At 41.3% G+C, this 19050-nt stretch carries 20 protein-coding genes; 9 read left to right on the forward strand and 11 right to left on the reverse strand.

The annotated features are described in order from the left end of the window. Positions 1–18 precede the first annotated feature (18 nt). Entirely contained in the window at positions 19–1383 is a 1365-nt protein-coding gene (gene mpl, locus MST18_RS15480; protein WP_180024975.1) for a UDP-N-acetylmuramate:L-alanyl-gamma-D-glutamyl-meso-diaminopimelate ligase, read from the forward strand. A gap of 186 nt (positions 1384–1569) precedes the next feature. On the opposite strand, the gene MST18_RS15485 is transcribed toward mpl, so the two are convergent. The 3 genes from MST18_RS15485 to MST18_RS15495 all read right to left on the reverse strand — a co-directional run bounded on the left by MST18_RS15485 (position 1570) and on the right by MST18_RS15495 (position 3437). Then, entirely contained in the window at positions 1570–1914 is a 345-nt protein-coding gene (locus tag MST18_RS15485; protein ID WP_257227545.1) for a BLUF domain-containing protein, read from the reverse strand. A 613-nt stretch (positions 1915–2527) separates the two neighbouring features. Further along, entirely contained in the window at positions 2528–2812 is a 285-nt protein-coding gene (locus MST18_RS15490) for a GNAT family N-acetyltransferase (RefSeq protein WP_257250133.1), read from the reverse strand. A gap of 343 nt (positions 2813–3155) precedes the next feature. Then, positions 3156–3437, reverse strand: coding sequence for a GNAT family N-acetyltransferase (locus MST18_RS15495; RefSeq protein WP_078194462.1), 282 nt, complete (start codon positions 3435–3437; stop codon positions 3156–3158). A gap of 156 nt (positions 3438–3593) precedes the next feature. Here MST18_RS15495 and MST18_RS15500 point away from each other — a divergent pair, with 156 nt between their 5' ends. Both MST18_RS15500 and MST18_RS15505 read left to right on the forward strand, forming a co-directional pair. Next, the gene (locus MST18_RS15500; RefSeq protein ID WP_180133866.1) at positions 3594–4787 is read left to right on the forward strand and encodes a sugar transporter; all 1194 of its coding nucleotides are present in this window, start codon (positions 3594–3596) and stop codon (positions 4785–4787) included. 302 nt (positions 4788–5089) lie between these two features. Beyond that, on the forward strand, positions 5090–6055 hold the full coding sequence (locus MST18_RS15505) for a TerC family protein (RefSeq protein WP_078194460.1): 966 nt from the start codon (positions 5090–5092) through the stop codon (positions 6053–6055). A 66-nt stretch (positions 6056–6121) separates the two neighbouring features. Here MST18_RS15505 and MST18_RS15510 read toward each other — a convergent pair whose 3' ends face one another. Then, positions 6122–6736, reverse strand: a complete 615-nt coding sequence (locus MST18_RS15510) for a nucleotidyltransferase family protein (protein ID WP_249748283.1) — start codon at positions 6734–6736, stop codon at positions 6122–6124. A gap of 208 nt (positions 6737–6944) precedes the next feature. Between MST18_RS15510 and guaD the strand changes: the two genes are divergently transcribed. From guaD to MST18_RS15525, 3 genes are all read left to right on the forward strand, one after another. Beyond that, a complete protein-coding gene (gene guaD / locus MST18_RS15515) occupies positions 6945–8261 on the forward strand; it encodes a guanine deaminase (RefSeq protein ID WP_180116547.1) in 1317 nt (438 codons plus the stop codon). 225 nt (positions 8262–8486) lie between these two features. Further along, complete coding sequence (gene hpt / locus MST18_RS15520) at positions 8487–9014, forward strand: hypoxanthine phosphoribosyltransferase (protein ID WP_078194457.1); 528 nt, start codon at positions 8487–8489, stop codon at positions 9012–9014. Positions 9015–9193: 179 nt separating this feature from the next. Next, entirely contained in the window at positions 9194–9451 is a 258-nt protein-coding gene (locus MST18_RS15525; protein WP_078189516.1) for a GlsB/YeaQ/YmgE family stress response membrane protein, read from the forward strand. Positions 9452–9527: 76 nt separating this feature from the next. Here the strand turns inward: MST18_RS15525 and MST18_RS15530 are convergent, their stop codons facing one another. Continuing rightward, the gene (locus tag MST18_RS15530; protein ID WP_180133872.1) at positions 9528–10226 is read right to left on the reverse strand and encodes a DsbC family protein; all 699 of its coding nucleotides are present in this window, start codon (positions 10224–10226) and stop codon (positions 9528–9530) included. A 113-nt stretch (positions 10227–10339) separates the two neighbouring features. Continuing rightward, entirely contained in the window at positions 10340–11272 is a 933-nt protein-coding gene (dmeF, locus tag MST18_RS15535) for a CDF family Co(II)/Ni(II) efflux transporter DmeF (RefSeq protein WP_180133865.1), read from the reverse strand. A gap of 56 nt (positions 11273–11328) precedes the next feature. On the opposite strand from dmeF, the gene MST18_RS15540 reads away from it, so the two are divergent. The 3 genes from MST18_RS15540 (at position 11329) to MST18_RS15550 (ending at position 14195) form a co-directional block, all read left to right on the forward strand. Then, positions 11329–11595, forward strand: a complete 267-nt coding sequence (locus MST18_RS15540) for a metal/formaldehyde-sensitive transcriptional repressor (RefSeq protein WP_078194474.1) — start codon at positions 11329–11331, stop codon at positions 11593–11595. Positions 11596–11743: 148 nt separating this feature from the next. After that, a complete protein-coding gene (locus tag MST18_RS15545) occupies positions 11744–12886 on the forward strand; it encodes an MFS transporter (protein WP_180133871.1) in 1143 nt (380 codons plus the stop codon). Positions 12887–13016: 130 nt separating this feature from the next. Further along, positions 13017–14195 carry a hypothetical protein gene (locus MST18_RS15550; RefSeq protein WP_180133864.1) on the forward strand — a complete coding sequence of 393 codons (1179 nt, stop codon included), beginning with the start codon at positions 13017–13019 and terminating at the stop codon, positions 14193–14195. 86 nt (positions 14196–14281) lie between these two features. On the opposite strand, the gene mnmE is transcribed toward MST18_RS15550, so the two are convergent. The 5 genes from mnmE to rpmH form a co-directional block, all read right to left on the reverse strand. Further along, positions 14282–15637, reverse strand: coding sequence for a tRNA uridine-5-carboxymethylaminomethyl(34) synthesis GTPase MnmE (mnmE, locus tag MST18_RS15555; protein ID WP_180133863.1), 1356 nt, complete (start codon positions 15635–15637; stop codon positions 14282–14284). Positions 15638–15729: 92 nt separating this feature from the next. Further along, positions 15730–17496 (reverse strand): membrane protein insertase YidC, encoded by a 1767-nt coding sequence (gene yidC, locus MST18_RS15560; protein WP_180133862.1) that lies wholly within the window; start codon positions 17494–17496, stop codon positions 15730–15732. Between the two features lie 5 nt (positions 17497–17501). Beyond that, positions 17502–17822: a membrane protein insertion efficiency factor YidD gene (gene yidD / locus MST18_RS15565; protein ID WP_111885710.1), complete on the reverse strand. Its 321-nt coding sequence runs from the start codon at positions 17820–17822 to the stop codon at positions 17502–17504. Positions 17823–17831: 9 nt separating this feature from the next. Next, positions 17832–18224, reverse strand: a complete 393-nt coding sequence (gene rnpA / locus MST18_RS15570) for a ribonuclease P protein component (protein ID WP_078189509.1) — start codon at positions 18222–18224, stop codon at positions 17832–17834. 31 nt (positions 18225–18255) lie between these two features. Beyond that, the gene (gene rpmH / locus MST18_RS15575) at positions 18256–18390 is read right to left on the reverse strand and encodes a 50S ribosomal protein L34 (RefSeq protein WP_000831329.1); all 135 of its coding nucleotides are present in this window, start codon (positions 18388–18390) and stop codon (positions 18256–18258) included. Positions 18391–19050: the final 660 nt, after the last annotated feature.

The raw sequence follows: 19050 nt of genomic DNA on the forward strand, positions 1-19050 counted from the left end.
GCAGTGGAGTTAGAACGAATGCATCTGCATATCTTGGGTATTTGTGGCACCTTTATGGGTTCATTGGCGCTCTTGGCGCGTGATTTAGGACATAAGGTGACAGGTTCAGACCAAAACGTTTACCCACCAATGTCTACCCAATTGGAAAATGCAGGCATTACCTTAATGCAAGGCTATGACCGTAGCCACCTTCAACCACACCCAGATCTCGTGATTGTCGGCAATGCAATGAAACGTGGCATTGATGCAGTGGAATACATGCTGAACGAAGGCCTGCCTTATATTTCTGGCCCACAGTTCCTTGCAGACCACGTGCTACAAGGTAAACATGTCTTAGGTGTTGCAGGCACACATGGTAAAACCACAACCACAACCATGTTGGCATGGGTGCTCGATCAAGCGGGTTTAAACCCGGGTTTCTTGATTGGCGGCGTACCCTTAGGCTTTAGTGAAAGCGCACGTTTAGGCGGTGGTCAATATTTCTGTGTAGAAGCCGATGAATATGATTCGGCATTCTTCGACAAACGTTCTAAGTTTGTGCATTACCATCCTAAAACAGCGATTTTAAATAACCTTGAATTTGACCATGCCGATATCTTCGAAGACTTGGCTGCGATTCAAAAGCAATTCCATCATCTAGTGCGTACTATTCCAAGTGAAGGCCGTATCATTGCGCCCATTACAGAAACCAATATTGATGAAGTCTTAGAAATGGGCTGCTGGACACCTGTGGTGCGTACATCTTTAGATGCCAATGACAAATCTGAATTGTATGCAGAACAGTTATCTGCTGATGGCTCACATTTCAATGTTTTACAACACGGTGAAGTGAAGGGCTCAGTCAAATGGAACATGACCGGCCAACATAGTGTAGCCAATGCTTTGGCGACGATTGCCGCAGCAGAGCATGTTGGTGTGTCGATTGAAACAGCTTGTGAAGCATTATCTAATTTTGGTGGTGTGAAACGTCGTATGGAACTTCTGGGTACAGTTCGTGGTATTGAGGTTTATGATGACTTTGCTCATCACCCCACTGCCATTGATACCACACTGGAAGGTGCACGTAAGCGTCTCGGTGAGCGTAAATTGTGGGCAGTAATTGAACCGCGTTCGAACACTATGCGTATGGGTAGCCATAAAGATGGGCTTGCACATTCTGCACGCTTAGCAGATGAAGTGATTTGGTATCAACCTGAAGGTTTGGATTGGGATTTACAACCTGTGATTGAAGCTGCTGCGAATAAAGCTGTGGTGGCTCGTTCACTGGATGAGATCATTCAAACCATCGTAAGCGAGGCAGGCGAGGGCGATGCTGTGGTGATTATGTCGAATGGCGGTTTTGGTGGTTTACATCAGAAGTTGATCAGTGCATTAAAAGCCTAAACCCACTAGATAAAATAAAAAAAGCCCGCTGCGCGGGCTTTTTTTTTATTCACACTCAGCTTAAAAATAATGCTGATAGCCTCGATTTTTATAGCCTAAATCCAGCTTAACCGGCTGTTCAACATTCTCTAATCTTAACAATGTCGTTAAAAACGCCTGAATTTGTTCTAGATTGAGCACGTCGGGTTAAAAGCTTGAATGTCCAAAGCGCTGAAACAAACTAGCAATTTCACTATGTCGGTTGACATATTTCATCGACCTTTTTGAAAAATCGATTTGATCAATATTTTGATCAGGATAACGCACAATATCCCGATGGCGAGTATCTTTCGCAATATGCTGAAAAAGCTGTTCGAGAGCCGCTTGCTCACCTTGCAAGCATTGGAAGAACCGGCCTTCGGCATAGTACAGCACGCCAAAAATACGCTGTTCGGTATTGAAGCTGCGGGCTCTCACCAAAATATCACTTAAATCTTGTATTAAATCAAATTGTTGTTCTACACGTGTACTGGCATAACAGAGTTGTATCATTGTGTTTATTCTTAAAGTATTTGCACGATTTTAACGTAGAAAGTTCTACAGGATGAGTAAATATTTGTATATTTTTTAATCAAATGTGCTTTTTAACTTACAACAGAAAACCAAGATCACGTATACCGATATCACCTTCATTTTTTTAAACTTATACATATTAAAACAATGAAATTATTTCCATTTGAAGATGAATAAAGAGGCCGACCATGCTTAAAAATTTACTCATTTTTTTATCGATCACTTGTGTATATTTTGCTGCTTTGATCATACTGAATAATTTTGGCGTTTCAGATTTTTTTAATGTCGTTATTTGCTCATTTATTTTAGGAATAACACTGCGTACTGCGATTCCTCACTATCTCATTTATTTACTAATGATGATGACTATTGGCAGTATTTATTTTGTACTGAATGACTTTGCATTATTAAATATCATGTGTTTAAGCTTATTTTTAGGGATATCAAGCTGCTCGATCTTATTGCAGTTTTGGCCAAATCTTTTCAAAACACCTTCAATGCTGTTGAAATTAAAGCTCAATTAAATACAACTTAGCTTTTAAGTTTTTTTAAAAATTTCATAATGATAGAAAAGCCCGCATCGCGGGCTTTTTTAGGCTTGAACATCGGCAAGGGTTTTATCTCTACGAAACATCACATCAACATAAGAACAGGTTGGAATAATCTTTAAGTGTTTCTCACGAGCGAATTCCACCAAATGATCCAATAACACACGAGCAACCCCTTGCCCACGTAAGGAATCATCTACCCATGTATGATTTGCCACAATGCTGTGTTCATCACGCCATAGATAACTCATTTCTGCGAGCCGTTCACCCTCAGCATTTAACTGAAAAAACTCACCTTTTTGACCGTTATCTTGATGTTGTATAGTCACTGTTTTTTCTTCCTTTTTATGAAAAAATACACCGTGTAACAAACGAGAAAGTGATTGGTACAGAACTTAAACGACCTATATTCAACTTTAGGTGATAATAAATCCGTACACCTTTCACATTAATTAAAAAACAATTAAATCACATTTGCCGGATATTTTTATTATGGACCTTTATATCATCGCCATCTTTGTATTGCTGATTATTGCAACATGTTTGGTTGTATCGCTGTATAAATCACGATCTTAATTTCATAGCTAGAGTTCAAATAAAAACAGCCTGATCGCCATACCATTAGGCTGTTTTTATTTATCCAAATTTTAAATCCACTCCACGCTGTACAATTTAGCGTAGAACATCACGAATCGATTCATCTTTATCAAATACAGATTTTGCAAAAGGGCAGAGTGGAATAATTTTCACGTTCTTTTCCCGAGCAAAATTCACTGCTGCATCGAGGAGATGTCGTCCAACACCTTGGCCTCGCAAGCTATCACTGACATCGGTATGATCAATAATAAATTTATCATCGCCTGCCCATGAGTAAGTCATCTCTGCCAAACGTTCCCCATCTTGCTCAACAAAGAAAGCTCCTTTTTTTTGATCATCATCTTGTTGTACAAACATCTCAAATTTCCTCCATTTTTTTATAAATTGGCATGTAATGGAGGTCAACTCTGTTGTTTTTGTATTAATTTAAACCGTATGCATAGGGCTTAAATCGGTTCCTGCTTGTGTATAGAGCATAGTAAAATAAGCCACTTTATTTATTTGAAGACACTCATGTCTGCCTCTCCCTCCGAAACGGCTTCTTCTGGCTCTTGGACGGCTGTGATTGCTTTGGCTTTCGCAGCATTTATTTTTAATACCACTGAATTTGTACCTGTCGCTTTACTCAGCGATATTGGCAAAACCTTTAATTTAGCCGCGACCGATGTCGGCATCATGATTACGCTGTATGCATGGGTGGTTGCTCCGATTTCTTTGCCGATCATGTTATTGACCAAAAATATTGAACGTCGATCACTCCTGATTTGCTTATTTATGGTGTTTATTATCAGCCATGTTCTGTCGTATTTCGCATGGAGCTTTAATACTTTATTGCTCAGTCGAATTGGCATTGCTTTCTCGCATGCACTTTTTTGGTCCATTACCGCATCGCTGGCAGTTCGTGTTGCACCGAAAGGCAAAGAATTTCAAGCCTTGGGGCTTTTGGCCACAGGCACAGCTTTGGCGATGGTTCTCGGTATTCCGTTTGGGCGTATGGTCGGAGAAGCCTATGGTTGGCGAAATACCTTTGCTCTGATTGGCATTGGCGCCAGTATCGTTTGCCTGATTTTAGCCAAAACGCTGCCAATACTGCCGAGTTTGAACTCTGGCTCGCTGAGCAGCCTAAAACAGTTTATTCGTCGTCCAAGCTTAATGATGGTGTTTGTATTAACCATTATCGTGATTAGTGCGCAATTTACCGCATATAGCTATATCGAACCGTTTTCGCTCAACATTGCTGCATTCAGCTCCATGCAAACCACCACGTTGTTATTAATCTTTGGTGCAGCAGGCTTTCTAGGTTCTTATCTCTTTGGAAAATTTGGTGGGAAATATCCCAAAGTTGCGATTCCTTTAAGTACAGCCACACTGGCTTTATCGATGCTGCTGTTGCTTCCTGTTTCTTTGAGTTTTGCAGGTGTAAGTGCAGTGTGCTTATTGTGGGGCATGAGTATCATTGGATTTAGTCTCGCATTACAGTCAAAAACGCTGCTTCTCGCATCCGATGCCACCGATGTCGCCATGGCTATCTATTCAGGACTTTATAATGTCGGGATTGGCGGTGGCGCACTCTTGGGCGGCATGGTCAGCGTTCATTTCGGTTTGAGTTATATTGGCGTGATCGGAGGAATCATCGCGGTGATCGGGACACTTTTAGCCTTAGCGTTGGTACAACGTGGTGATTTTAATCCTCCCGTGACGCATTAAATGAATTCGCAAATTGCCGATTGCACTTTGAACTAAAAACTGTCATGCTTTGCCGCATATTTGGACAGTGTCCAAAACAAAATTTGAACAAGGGGAGTAGCCTCCTCCAAACGTAAACCTTGTTTTACGTGTCAGAATATCGTCATTACACTTTGCAAAAAGTCGGTATCTGAGCATCACTGCTGAAAATCATTACAGTACGATGTAGGCAAGACCTTGATCATGTTGTCTCAGGCGTTTTATTTCGTCTGGCAACTGGTCGAGGTTTTTTTATGGCTGGTTGTTAGATGTGGAGAATACACATGGAAACGATTGGCTCTTTATGGCTATATCTGGCATTTTTCGGTTTAGTCACCATCATGCTACTCATCGACTTTTTAGGCTTTAAAAATAACAAAGGCCAAGAAATCAAAGTCAAAACCGCTGCCTATTGGAGTATTGCATGGGTCTCTGTGGCTACCTTATTCGGTGGTGCACTGTGGCTCTACTTACAGCAAACCGCTGGTGTCGCTGTTGCAAACACCAAAGTCATGGAATATTTCGCTGGTTATCTGCTCGAGAAATCACTCGCAATTGATAACGTTTTTGTCTGGCTCATGATCTTTGCTGCCTTTGCCATTCCACCTGCTTTGCAGCGCAAACTGTTACTCTACGGTGTACTCGGCGCAATTGTGCTGCGTACCATCTTTATTTTTATTGGGGCATGGTTCGTTCAAGAATTCTCTTGGGTACTGTACATCTTCGGTGCATTCCTAGTGTATACCGGCTTTAAATTCCTTAAAGGCCAAGACGAAGAAGATAAAGATATCGAAGATATGGCGATTTTGAAGTGGCTACGTAAACACATGCGTATTACCCCTCAGATGCATGAAGATAAATTCTTTGTTCGTCAAAATGGTGTCTTATGGGCAACGCCGCTCTTTTTAGTGTTGATCTTGGTTGAAGCATCGGACGTCATTTTTGCGGTGGACTCAATCCCAGCGATCTTTGCGGTTACCTCTGACCCCTTCATTGTACTGACGGCAAACTTAATGGCGATTTTAGGTCTACGTGCAATGTTCTTCCTCTTATCCGGTGCTGCATCGAAAATGCATTACTTACCATATGGTCTGGGCATTATTCTGGTGTTTATTGGCGCTAAGATGCTATTGCTCGATGTGTTCCACATGCCAATTTGGATTTCACTCGGTTTTATTGTGGTGACCTTAACCATTACTGCATGGTTATCAATCCGACACAGTAAGAAGTACCATCAAACCACGTTATAAAACGCTTATATAAATAAAAGCCTTCTTTCGAGAAGGCTTTTTTTTATTTTGTAACAAAGCCATGAACTAAGCTTCAGGCGTCATCAAGAGTTTGAGTTTGGGCCAGCGTTGTAAAAATTGTTTCTCTTCTATACGTTGCAAAAAAGTCGCTCGACTAACTAAGGTTGAATTCCAACGCAGTTTTAATTCAAATAAATCAGCCAGTCCAAATGGTGCCACGATTTCTACTTGATCAAGCTCATTTAAACGGACTGCAACAGCCGTTGCAGTTTCAACCCACAAAGAAAGGGCATGGGAAATCGATGTTATGGGCAAAATAGAATCACCATTGTCTAAACGATACCAATGATGCACCAAAGCTTGGTTGGTCACATCCCACTGTATCAATGGAAAGAAAGACTGCATTTCTTTTTGGATCTGATCACTATGAGCACCGTTATCCTCAGCATCATAAAATATAATATCCACCTCAGTATGGGACAGTGTATAGCTGTGTTGGTGTAGCACTGACCACAGCATATTTCGAATGACACCTGCGGCAATATACGCACTGGCATCCACCAAATAAAGCTGCTTTAAAATAGACATGATGCCGTCATGTTGCTGAATCAGTTGCTGCAAGCGCTCAACATAAGTGGCTTCAAGCTGTGATTGATTCACAGGATGCATTGGATGGGACATAGATACACGGTTGAATTCTATTCTTTGATTCGATTTAGCCTGACACAAGCGCATTGATTTAATCAATCGCTTTGAAAATATGCCATGCTCTCGACATACATTAATGGCTGTTCGATGTTTTAGAACATGATCCTCTAATTACAACAACGCCTTTTCTAGCCAAATTAAGCTACAATCAACCGAAAAAATTCTAAACTGCAGGTATGTCATGTCTTCTGTTATCGCATCTACCGCGATCCGTGGTCGCTTTCTAGATATTCAGAATACAGTTGCCCAAGCACGTGAAATTCACGACCAAGTGCGCTATTTTGAAGATGGTTTGCTGATTACGCAAGCCGGAAAAATTCAATGGTTCGGTCCATGGTCTGAGGGCCAACACCATCTCCCAGATCAGGTTGAAGTACAGCATTATTCCGATCAATTGATTGTTCCGGGTTTCATCGATACCCATATTCATTATCCACAAACGGAAATGATGGGGGCTTATGGTGAACAGCTACTGGAATGGCTCGATACCTATACCTTTCCAACTGAAATCCAATTTGAAGATCCGGCTTATGCAGAGCAAATTGCACAGTTTTTTGTAAACGAGTTACTCAAAAACGGAACCACAACAGCTCTTGTTTTTTGTACCGTTCATCCACAATCGGTCGATGCTTTATTTAAAGCTGCAGAACAGCATCAGATGCGCTTAATTGCCGGTAAGGTCATGATGGATCGACATGCCCCTGAAGCATTATGTGACACAGCTGAGAGTGGCTACAACGACTCCAAAGCACTCATCGAAAAGTGGCATGGCAAGGGCCGTAACCTGTATGCCATCACGCCTCGCTTTGCCCCAACCTCAACGCCTGAGCAATTGACACGGGCAGGGGAGCTAAAAGCCGAGTATCCTGATGTCTATGTACATACGCATTTGAGTGAAAATAAAAATGAAATAGCGTGGGTCAAATCATTATTCCCTGAGCAAAACGGCTATTTAGACGTTTATCATCATTATGGTCTGACCGGATCACGTTCCGTGTTTGCGCACTGCGTGCATTTGGAAGATGCCGAGTGGGAGTGTATGCATCAGACCAACTCTGCAATCGCGTTTTGTCCAACCTCGAACTTATTCCTAGGCAGTGGTTTATTTCCATTAAAGAAAACATGGGAAAAACAGGTGAAAGTCGGCTTAGGCACAGACATTGGCGCAGGCACCTCATTTAACCAACTACAAACCATCAATGAAGCCTACAAAGTTCAACAACTTCAAGGCGATAAACTGTCCGCATTTGAAGCGATGTACCATGCCACTTTAGGGGGGGCAAAAGCCTTAGATCTAGAGGACAAACTTGGAAACTTTGATTTGGGCAAAGAAGCAGATTTTGTGGTGCTCGATTTAAATGCCACGGCTTTACAAGCCCTACGTCAACAACGTGCCAAAAATCTGGAAGATGCTTTATTTGCTCTGATGCTGATGGGTGATGATCGTAATATCCATGCCACCTATGTGTTTGGACAATGTGCGTATGTCAAAGCATAAAACGGCTCGACCGAGACGAAAAACAGCGTTGAAAATTGGACTGATTGCCGTCGCTTGTTTGTGCTTACTCAAGCGTGACAGCACTTCCAAGAAAAACTGATTACATTTTCAACGGCAAAAAAGATGCATCTGCGAGCCAGATGTATTAAAATTGGTTCATCTTTAGAGGTGTTGCAAGTCAACACCTTTTTTATTTTTTTGATTTGCTTTTTTAGGTATCTACCCATGTCTGTTCAAATGAGCGTACTGATTTCCACTGAAGAAATTCAAGCTAAAGTGAAAGAGCTTGGCGCAAAAATTGATGCACACTATGCTAACAGCGACAAAGAGTTGGTGTTAATCGGTCTTTTACGCGGTTCTGTTATTTTTATGGCTGACCTTTGCCGCGCAATTTCAAAACCGCATGAACTCGACTTCATGACCGTTTCAAGTTATGGCGGTGGGACCGTATCTACTCGTGATGTTAAAATCTTAAAAGATTTAGACGGCGACATTAAAGATAAAGATGTCTTGGTGGTTGAAGATATTATTGACTCAGGCAATACCTTAAGCAAAGTCTTAGAAATTTTACAGACGCGTAATCCAAACTCAATCGAGCTTTGTACTTTGGTTAGCAAGCCTTCACGTCGTGAGATTGAACTCGAAGTGAAATTTTTAGGTTTTGAAGTCGAAGATAAATTTATCGTGGGTTATGGTCTGGACTATGATCAAAAATATCGTCATATTCCATTTATTGGCGAAATTGGTCTCTAAGTAAAATCAGATACTTAAGAGTGGCCGAAGGCCACTTTTTTTTTATTTTTTGGTTTGTTTTGAACAAAAAAACAACAGTTTTTTGCATGTTTAGGCTATAGCTCAGCGCAGTTTTGATTAAAGATAAAGATTGAACATGTCGTAAAAAACAAATACATGATAACAAAAGGAGAGTTACTATGTGGTCACTCATTGTTGCGATTGTTGTTGGTTTTATTGCTGGTTTAATTGCACGTGCGATCCATCCTGGAGATGACAAAGCCGGTTTCATCATGACCACCATTCTCGGGATTGCAGGTTCTTTACTTGCGACCTATGGCGGACGTTTATTAGGTCTGTATGGAGAAAATTCTGCTGCAGGATTTATCGCTTCCGTCATTGGTGCGATCATCGTGTTGTTTATCTATAACCTTGTAACGAAAAAAACCCGCGTCTAATTTTTATAGCACCATTAAAATACCCGCCTATAGACGGGTATTTTTTTTATATTTTATTCATGCCGTACAGCTGAAATTATTTGATCTCTTTTAACATCGATTCTAATTCAGCAGCAGGGTAAGCACCAGTTAAGATCGAACCGTTGGCAAAAACGATTCCCGGTGTACCACCTAGTTTTAAGCTTTTAGCTAATATTAAATTTCGATCAATCGGGTTTGCACAACTTTTCGCTGACTTCGGTTGAATTCCCTTATTGATTAAATTATCCCAGGCCATAGCAGGGTTTGACTCACAAAAAATCTGCTTCGATGGCGCCAACGACTGCGGTTTTATCGCTGTGACAAAAGTATAAATGGTCACATCATTGAGTTTTGCCAGTTCTACTTCAAGCTTCTTACAATATGGGCAATTTGGGTCAGAAAAGATCGCGATTTGGCGCTTCCCATTCCCCCTGACTGTTTTAATCGCATCTTGTAATGGAAGTTTATTCCACTCAGTTTTTTGCTGACTGAGGATCAATTGTTTGGTCAGATTTTTTTGATCTTTTAAACGAATCATAGAACCTGCGATCACATAATCCGCATTTTCACTCAAATACAAAACTTGATCTTCAACAAAGCCGCTATATATGCCCGGCATTTCGGTACTTTGAATATTTTCAATTTTTAAACTGGGGTGCTTTTCTGCCAAGAGCTTTTGAACCTGTGCCGTATCTGCCAAAGCAAAAGTCGAAAGGGTGGTACTCAACGCCAACGCACATATTTTTTTCAACATAGACCGAACTTCAATATTTAATTGATTGAGCATTCTAAGCCCTAACGTGTGAAAGTCTTGGGCTTTTTTCAGTTCATTACGCAATAGCTACATGCCGTTTCACGTGGAACATATTACGCTGCATCAGGTGAATTAATTTCAACAGACACATGCACAATTTCTTCATGAATCGACAGCGCTTGACGCACTTCATCGGCGTTCAATGCCTGACTGGTTTCTAAAGCCACAATACATGAAAACTGACCTTTACCCACTTTCCACACATGTAAGTCGGTCACATCGACGTCGACAGGCAATTGCATTAAAACCTCTCGGATCTCATCAACGACAGGGTGATCCATTTCCGCATCCAGTAATGTTTGTCCTGTTTCTTTCATCAAGCCAATGGCCCACTTACCGACAAGCACTGCACCAACAATCCCCAATAGCGCATCTAAAAATCCCCAACCCATCCATTTTCCGGCAAATAAAGCCACAATGGCCAACACCGAAGTCACCGCATCAGCAACCACATGCATGAAGGCTGCTTTCTGATTGAGATCATGATGATGATCATGCTGCTCCTCATGGCTATGCTCATGATGGTGATGGTGATAGTCATCATGCAATAACCAAGCACAGATTAAATTCACCACCAGACCTAAAATCGCAATAGGGATTGCTTCGTTATAATGAATTTGAACCGGGTTGAATAAGCGTTCCACCGAATGAAAGGCCATAAATGCAGCAACGACCATCAATAATATCGCGCTGCTATAGCCCGCTAAAATTTCAATTTTCCAAGTCCCAAAACTAAAACGAGCATCTTGGGCATAGTGGCGTGCCGCACGATAGGCAAAATAGGCCAAGCCTAATGCCAACATATGTGAACTCATATGCCAACCATCAGCCAATAATGCCATCGAATTAAAAATCCATCCGCCAATGACTTCTAACAACATCATGACTGCCGTTAAAATAGTGGCAATTAAGATCCGTTTTTGTGCGAGTGGATTACCTTCATCAAATTGATGATGATGAATTCGGATGGATGGGGAAGTTTTCATTAGGTTCTATGCTTAAATATACTCCCCCATAGTATATTTATTTTCGGGAGAAAGTGTTGAGTCATTTACATCAGGACAAAAAGATTTTAAATCGGGTTAAACGCCTACAAGGTCAGGTCAATGCGGTTGAACTGGCTTTACAGCAACCCGAAGCAGGGTGTATCGAGGTTTTACAACAGGTTGCGGCCATCAAAGGTGCTGTAAATGGATTAATGAATGAACTCATCGAAGCACATTTACGCCATCATGTATTACCTCAAGATGCTGAAATCAATGAAGCAGAACTGGAAGAATTTGTAAAACTGCTTAAACGCTATGGATAAAGTTACAACTGTGATTTGACCATGGAAAAAAATCGGCATTAAACTGAGCCCATATTTCCTTCTTTCTCATACAGCACAATATTGCCCCTATTGACTGTACTTCTGCGACTTTAAAATGACCACATCTCCCTCTTGGCGACCGTTTATCATGGTGAGCCTTGCACTCTGTATGGGCACTATTGGTACAGCGCTAGCTAGTCCTCTGTATCCCATTTATCAACAACTTTGGGGACTGCTGCCGAGTCATATCACCTATATCTTTGTTGCCTACATGTTTGGTTGCCTAGCGACCTTGCTGTTTTTTGGTCGTACCAGTAATAGTTTTGGTTTTTTAAGAACCCTGCAAATCGGTATGGCGTGCATCATCTTAGGTTTAAGCTTGTCGGTGTTTGCCAGTAATGCGCTGTGGTTATCTATCGGGCGCTTTATTATCGGGATTGCCTCGGGTTTAATCAGCACCTCAGCCATGCTTGGTTTGGTCTATACCATTCCTGAACCGCATAAAAATAATGCTCCACAGTTGAGTTCAATCATTACCGTGATTGGTTTTGGTCTTGGCCCATTTATTGGTGGAGTGATTGCCCAATTTTCGGAACAGCCTTTAGTCACCCCTTATATCCCTGTGATCTTTGGGGGGTTGGCGTGTTTAATAGGGTTATTTTTTATTCGCACACCGAACTTTGAGCCACAGCCTTTTTCAGTGGCACCACATTTGGAATTGCCTGAAAAGCATGATCATTCCCGATTTTATATCGCTGGACTGACTGCCTTTTGTGCCTTTGGCTCCTTCAGCTTATTTGCATCACTCGCCCCCTCTTTCGTCAAAGATGCAATCCCATGGCATGGGCCTTTGGTCAGTGGTAGTGCCATTGCAAGTATCTTGCTGGTTTCCGCTGTCGTGCAATTTATGGCGAAATCGATTCCTTCTGCAAAATGTGTCAATGCCGGCTTAATAGTGTTAATACTGAGCTATGCGCTCCTTGCGCTATGTATGACCCAACATTGGAGCGCATTGTTTTTTATTAGCGATGTTTTAGTCGGTGTAGGGCATGGTCTGGGGCTTTTAGGCGCATTTGGCTTAGTTCATCAAATGACCAACAATCAAAACCGTTCTGCGGTGATCTCGACCTATTTATTTATCGGATATTTAGGAACCATTATTCCAATTATTGCGGCCGGTTATTTATCTGATCATTTTGGCTTGATGGTCGGTGTTTTAGGTTTTTGTATTGGCGTAGGCTTATTGTGTATCGGCTTATTGCTTTGGCACCGCAGTCTGAACACCAATTAACCACTGAACTTATTCAAGAAGCATCTTGTATTGGGTGCTTCTTAAACCCAAAAAAACAATTAAGAAACCCTATAAAAATCAATCAAATTAAATTAAGATCTTGTGTGATGTGATTCAAAAATTTAAAAAAATGCTAAAAATTCAATGTCAAATTAACACTGTAGAAAATCAAATCATCGCCAGCAGCGAATACGGGAATATTCACTATATTTTACCATTTGAATCCTTACCGCAATTAGAAACCTATGATTTTATCGTTTGGGGCTTTTTACCCATTGCCATGCGCCTTGGCATCCCGCTGCATATAGAAGGACCTATTTCAATACAAACCCTCCACTCCGCACGGGAGGTTTCAACTGTCTGGGCCGCTTGGTTACCTGATTTATATCAACCAGTCATGCTCAGTGCTGCATCGATTATCCAAACACCACCGGCAAACCAAACCACTCAAAATTTAAGCTTTTTTAGCGGTGGAATTGACTCCACATATAGTACATACAAAGCTTTTCTTGAAAATGGGCAAGACTCTGATTGTCTCACTGTGCATGGAATGGATTATAAATTTGATGACCATGAAAAATTTCAGGCCTTAATGGATCAGACCCATGACTTTAGAAGCCAAGTTTTTAAGCAAAGTCGCGTGGTAAAAACCGATGCTTACGCGCTGTACAGTAAATATGGCTGTAACCCTAAAGGTTCGCATGTCACACATATCTTTTCGCTGTTTTCCTGCGCTTCGATTTTTGAACATTACCAGCAATATCGAATTTCAGCCGATTACCGTTTAGATCAACAATTATTCGTTCATCCCTATGGCTCAAATACAGCATCCAACCGATTGATGAAGAATCGATCTGGGGCCTTAATCACCCTCAACGATGATGTCACGCGATCACAAAAGACTGCATTTTTAAGCCAATCTGGCTTAGATTTACAAACCCTGTCGATCTGTGTGAACTATACGGCTCGCCCAAAAAATTGTGGTCAATGCAGTAAATGTATGCGCACCAAAGCCATGTTTTATGCCACTAACCCCGAAATTCCCGATATCTTTTTAGATCGTCGTTTTGAAAAACAGTGGTATCAATCCATTCCATTAAGTTCAAAAATTAATCGTGCATTTTTAATTGATATTTTGTCAGCAGTCGAAAAATCTTCGCAACAGCAACAATTTCCAGACTATGCAACACTCAAAGTCAAAGTTGAAGCTGCATCGAAAAGAGCAGCGATCAATCCTTTTTATGGGATGAAAATGAAAGATGTGCTGAGATCGATCTTTAAAATCATTTTTGGCTCAAACCCAGGCTAAAGGGATGCAAAAAAAGCACGATGTTTTCGAACATCGTGCTTTGGATGGATATTTCAATGGATGAAACGAGGAGCTCAATCGTTTTATTACTTGCCGATACAGAACGATCCAAAAATCTTCCCAAGCAAATCATCCGCACTGAAATCGCCCGTAATTTCACCTAAGGCATTTTGCGCCAAACGTAGAGATTCAGCCACCAACTCACCCGCATGATAAACCACCAACTGCTCACGTGCTTCTGCAAGATAGCGCTGAGTGCGCTTCATTGCGTCTAAATGGCGTGTTCGAGCAATAAAGGTATCTTCCTCTGGTTGAAAGCCTGCATGCGCTGTAATCGCATCAATAAGCGCTTGAACGCCAGTTTCTTGTTTAGCCGAAACGCGAATATGTCGAAAACCGTTTAAATCGGTCATTTCCGCGGTAGATCCCGTCAAATCGCATTTATTACCAATTAACATCAAACGCTTCGGTTCAATATGATCGGCAAAGTACGCTTGAGCCAATTGTAGTGGATCTTCGCCCTGACTTAAGTCATAGACCAAAAGTAACAAGTCAGCTTGCTCAATTTCTTTAATTGCGCGACGAATCCCTTCTTTTTCGACGATATCACCAGTTTCACGTAAACCTGCGGTATCGGTCAAGGTAATCGGCAAACCATTGAGGCTGATTTTTTCATGTAAAACATCACGTGTTGTACCCGCAATATCCGTCACAATCGCACGTTCAACACCCGCTAAAGCATTGAGTAGTGATGACTTACCTGCATTGGGTTTACCGGCAATCACCACTTGTAAACCTTCACGTAGTAGCTGACCTTGACGGGCAGATTGCTGCACAGCATGGACCGAGCTTGCCACTTCATCCAATAAGCCCAAAATCTTACCATCCGCCAAAAAGTCGATTTCTTCTTCAGGAAAATCAATCGCTGCTTCCACATGCAAACGCAAATGGATAAGTTTTTCTAGCACCGTATTGACCTTGCTCGAAAAGGCACCTTGTAATGAACGTACCGCTGAACGTGCCGCTGCTTGTGAGGTGGCATCAATCAGATCAGCAATCGCCTCGGCTTGCACCAAGTCCATTTTGCCATTTTCAAAGGCGCGCATTGAAAATTCGCCCGCTTTTGCAGCAATAGCACCCAATTCAAGTAACCGTGCCAATAATGCATTTTGAATAACGGGGCCGCCATGACCTTGAAGCTCCACCACATCCTCACCCGTAAAGGAGTGCGGATTTGGAAAGCAAATCACCAAACCTTCATCCATGATTTCATTCGATGCATCATAAAACTTACGGAAACCAGCAAAACGTGCTTCAGGCAGGGATTGCTGCGTTAATGCTTCTGCAATGGCATAAGATTGGGGACCAGACAGGCGAATCACGCCGACACCACCACGACCCGGCGGTGTGGCAATTGCTGCGATGGTGGTTCGGTTTAACATAAAATTTACCTAAAAATTTTCAAACGACAGATAAAGAAAAATCCGCCTAAGATTACCATCTTAAGCGGATTTATTCAGCCCATCAGCAATGCTTAGTTTGCTGAGTCAGCTGCTTCACGTTTTAAACGTTCTTTTTCAACAGATTTGTTAATCAAACCTTGTTGAAGAATAGTAATACTGTTGTTACAGATCCAGTAAAGCACAAGGCCCGCAGGGAAGAACAGCATAAATACCGTAAAGATCACTGGCATGATTTTGAAGACTTTCGCCTGCATTGGATCAGCCGGTTGTGGGTTCAAACTTTGCTGAATAAACATGGTTAAGCCCATTAATAGCGGCAAAATAAACCATGGATCCATCGCAGATAAATCTTGAATCCAACCTAACCATGGCGCATGACGTAGTTCAACGGACTCCATCAACACCCAGTACAAAGCAAGGAAGATCGGCATTTGGAGCAATAACGGCAAGCAACCTGACAGTGGGTTCACTTGCTCACGTTTATACAATGCCATCATTTCTTGCGAGAAGCGCATACGGTCTTCACCGAACTCTTCTTTCATGCGTTGCATTTCAGGTGCAATCACACGCATTTTCGCCATAGAGCGGTAGCTCTTCGATGACAAAGGCCACAAGATCAGTTTCACCAGAATCGTCAATAGAATAATTGACCAACCCCAGTTACCCACTAAACCGTGGAAAAACTCAAGACCGACGAACAATAATTTCGCAATTGGCCATAACCAACCATAATCTACTGTTTGGTTTAAACCAACTGCCAATTCTTTTAATTCAGATTGGATTTTTGGACCTGAATAGAACGTTGCATCTACTTCTGCCACAGTTCCTGCAGGAACATTAATTGCAGGTGATGTGAACTGAATGATGTTCATATCATCGGTAGATTTACGTGACTCAAGTTTCGCAGCATACGGTTGACCATTGGCTTGCGTTAATTTGATCTGTCCAGGAATCCACGCACTCACGAAGTAATGCTGAACCATTGCAACCCAACCGCCAGTTGCTTCAACATTCAATTTTTCTTCATTGAAGTTAGCAAATTTAAGTTTGTTATAATGTTCTTCAGGCGAACCCCATGCACCACCAAGGAATGTACCTAAAGTGAAAATACCTTGATCAGATTTACCTGGATCTTCAGAGTTGTCGCGTTTAAGCTGACCAAACATCTGACCTTGCCAGTTCTGAGCACTGCGGTTCACGATTTTATGATTCACGACAACAGGGTATTCACCTTCAGTGAAGTTAAAGGTTTTAATAACCTCTACTCCATCTGCTGTTTTATAAACCATTGGTACTGACAAAACTTTTGCTGTTTGGCCATCTTTACCCTTCACAGCTTTTGCGTCATTTAACGTATATGAAGATTTTTCAATCTCATAGGTTGGACGTCCTTTCGGATTACTATCAGGGCCATTAAGACCAATTAAGCCAGACTGAGCAACATAAGTACGTTTTGCATCGCTTTCAAGCATTACAAATGGTTCGTCGCTGTCTTTATTTTTGTCATGATTGAGTAATTCAATACGAACAATATCGCCACCCTTTGGATTAATCCAAAGATGGTAAAGGTCAGTTTGTACTGAAATTAACTGTTGACTAACAGGTGCAGTGGCATCTGTTGTTTGTTGTGTAGCAGCATTATTTGCTTGCGGCACATCAGTAGCAGCCGTAGCTGTCTGGCCATTTGGCAAATCGGCAGATACTTCATGCGTTACCACCGCAGCATTATGCTGAGGTTTTTGTTCCGCATGTCCATAATCTTTCTGCCAAGCCAAAATGAGCAAATATGCGACAACAAACATGGCCCCTAGAATTGCAATCCTGGCCCATTGTTGCATAGGTATTACCCCAAGTGGTTAGAGTGATTTTGGTTCAATAAACGTTCACGAAAGGGTACAGCAACGTGACGCGTTTGAGAATCTATTTGCTGAAATGAAATAAAACGAATTGCTTTTGATGGAACAGGATCATAGCCTGAACCGCCCCAAGGATGACAACGGCAAATACGCTGAACAGCTAGGCACACTCCACGTACAGCACCATGTTGATGGACTGCTTCCAAAGAATATTGAGAACATGTTGGAATATAACGACAGCGTGGTCCCAATAAAGGACTAATCGCAATCTGATAGAAACGAATGAGCCAATGCAGTAAACGAACCATTGGTCATCTCTACGCTTGTGGGGAGGTAGCTATTTTTTTATGCTTATTTGCAAGGCGCTGCAATTTTTGCCAAGCAAATTGTAATTGCTGATGCAACTCTGCATTCGGTACCGCCTCTATGCCCATTTTTGGCATAACGACAATATCTAATACATTAGACTGCTGTTGATGCAGGCGAAAACTTTCGCGTGCAAGTCGTTTTACTCGATTTCTTTCATGTGCGCGGCGCACTTTTTTCTTAGCAACAACAATACCCAAACGGCTATTCGGCTGTTCGGAGATTTTTGCTAGAAATAAGAAATGGGGTTGATGCACTTTAAAAAGCGCACCATCGAACACACTTTTATAATCGGCAGCACAGTGTATTCGCACATCTGTGCTAAAGCCGTAAAGTGTTGTCATAACACCCAAGTCTTGACAGTCTTAACTGAAATTAAACAGTTAAGCTGTGACGACCTTTTGCACGACGACGCGCTAATACTTGACGGCCAGCTTTAGTAGCCATGCGAGCACGGAAACCATGAACGCGTTTACGTTTCAACTCAGAAGGTTGGAAAGTACGTTTCATATCGAAACTCCAAAAATGATCTTTCAGTAAAGGTTCGCGATTTTAGTGCTCATTGCTTGAGCTGTCAATGAAAAACACGCTTTCTTTCAAAATCTAGGCTGTGATATATCAAGATAATATAAGGATTAGAAATCAGTCAGAAAGTTTTAAATTAAAATATTCACAAACTAAATCATTGTATATATTAATTATTTAAGTTATCTTCAAGTTTACTCACAGATTTATCCACAATCTCAAATTTGTGAATTGGTTTTTATGAATTTAAATTTGAATTTAAACCAACCATCAAGTTATCCCCAGAATGGATCGATCTTATAAATAAATTCAAATTTTAAAATTTAAATTTATTACTATTAGTGTTGATATTTTCTGTGGAAAACGCATTTTTAGATTTAAAAAACAAATAATTACACTGTGGATAACGATGTTTTTATAATTTTGATAGTTTGTGGATAACTTTGTGCTACAATTTATCCACAGCTTGCGGATAAACTTATCCACACGTGATTTAAATTTAAATTTAAACTCAATTTGCGTTTTTTTGATCGATTTCGACTGATTTGTTCATGACAGATGTGGATAAGATGGTTAGAATGGCTGCCCGCTTAGGCGGGGTTGAATTATTTTTTTACGTACAATGGACTGAAATAGGGGTTTCAC

This window comes from Acinetobacter sp. YH12068_T, from assembly GCF_024606005.1.
Lineage (GTDB): Bacteria > Pseudomonadota > Gammaproteobacteria > Pseudomonadales > Moraxellaceae > Acinetobacter > Acinetobacter amyesii.

What these genes read in the sequence shown, in the direction of transcription:
- MST18_RS15505 (WP_078194460.1), top strand. Translation starts at nt 5,090, where the DNA reads ATGGAAACGATTGGCTCTTTATGGCTATATCTGGCATTTTTCGGTTTA.
- yidC (WP_180133862.1), bottom strand. Translation starts at nt 17,496, where the DNA reads ATGCAACAATGGGCCAGGATTGCAATTCTAGGGGCCATGTTTGTTGTC.
- MST18_RS15495 (WP_078194462.1), bottom strand. Translation starts at nt 3,437, where the DNA reads ATGTTTGTACAACAAGATGATGATCAAAAAAAAGGAGCTTTCTTTGTT.
- mnmE (WP_180133863.1), bottom strand. Translation starts at nt 15,637, where the DNA reads ATGTTAAACCGAACCACCATCGCAGCAATTGCCACACCGCCGGGTCGT.
- MST18_RS15525 (WP_078189516.1), top strand. Translation starts at nt 9,194, where the DNA reads ATGTGGTCACTCATTGTTGCGATTGTTGTTGGTTTTATTGCTGGTTTA.
- rnpA (WP_078189509.1), bottom strand. Translation starts at nt 18,224, where the DNA reads ATGACAACACTTTACGGCTTTAGCACAGATGTGCGAATACACTGTGCT.
- rpmH (WP_000831329.1), bottom strand. Translation starts at nt 18,390, where the DNA reads ATGAAACGTACTTTCCAACCTTCTGAGTTGAAACGTAAACGCGTTCAT.
- MST18_RS15530 (WP_180133872.1), bottom strand. Translation starts at nt 10,226, where the DNA reads ATGTTGAAAAAAATATGTGCGTTGGCGTTGAGTACCACCCTTTCGACT.
- hpt (WP_078194457.1), top strand. Translation starts at nt 8,487, where the DNA reads ATGTCTGTTCAAATGAGCGTACTGATTTCCACTGAAGAAATTCAAGCT.
- MST18_RS15485 (WP_257227545.1), bottom strand. Translation starts at nt 1,914, where the DNA reads ATGATACAACTCTGTTATGCCAGTACACGTGTAGAACAACAATTTGAT.
- MST18_RS15550 (WP_180133864.1), top strand. Translation starts at nt 13,017, where the DNA reads ATGCTAAAAATTCAATGTCAAATTAACACTGTAGAAAATCAAATCATC.
- MST18_RS15500 (WP_180133866.1), top strand. Translation starts at nt 3,594, where the DNA reads ATGTCTGCCTCTCCCTCCGAAACGGCTTCTTCTGGCTCTTGGACGGCT.
- mpl (WP_180024975.1), top strand. Translation starts at nt 19, where the DNA reads ATGCATCTGCATATCTTGGGTATTTGTGGCACCTTTATGGGTTCATTG.
- guaD (WP_180116547.1), top strand. Translation starts at nt 6,945, where the DNA reads ATGTCTTCTGTTATCGCATCTACCGCGATCCGTGGTCGCTTTCTAGAT.
- dmeF (WP_180133865.1), bottom strand. Translation starts at nt 11,272, where the DNA reads ATGAAAACTTCCCCATCCATCCGAATTCATCATCATCAATTTGATGAA.
- MST18_RS15545 (WP_180133871.1), top strand. Translation starts at nt 11,744, where the DNA reads ATGGTGAGCCTTGCACTCTGTATGGGCACTATTGGTACAGCGCTAGCT.
- MST18_RS15510 (WP_249748283.1), bottom strand. Translation starts at nt 6,736, where the DNA reads ATGTCCCATCCAATGCATCCTGTGAATCAATCACAGCTTGAAGCCACT.
- yidD (WP_111885710.1), bottom strand. Translation starts at nt 17,822, where the DNA reads ATGGTTCGTTTACTGCATTGGCTCATTCGTTTCTATCAGATTGCGATT.